This is a genomic window from Vibrio sp. 10N.261.46.A3 (genome assembly GCF_041472995.1).
GTDB lineage: Bacteria > Pseudomonadota > Gammaproteobacteria > Enterobacterales > Vibrionaceae > Vibrio > Vibrio coralliirubri.
In genome coordinates, this window is the sequence record NZ_JBFRRH010000192.1 from 1 (window position 1) to 206 (window position 206).

Consider the following 206-nt stretch of genomic DNA (forward strand, 5'->3'; position numbering starts at 1 on the left):
TTTGTCGTTGATGAAGATGATCTTGGGTCTGTGGTGTCTCAAGCAACAGGTGCATTTGTTACGACAGAAGGTGCTGACAAAGTTGAGGTTTACGAACTACGCAATATCTCTACTCTAGAAGCGACGCTATCGTCTGGCAATGAAGGTATTAAGATCACCGAGATCACAGGTGCTACTAACACGACCACCTACCAAGGTGCAACTGA

Annotated in this window: 1 protein-coding gene; it reads left to right on the forward strand. The window is 45.6% G+C overall.

Translation table 11 applies throughout. The annotated features are described in order from the left end of the window. Positions 1–206, forward strand: a 206-nt coding sequence (locus AB4484_RS26575; RefSeq protein ID WP_372081039.1) for a hypothetical protein, incomplete at both ends; no start/stop codon positions are given.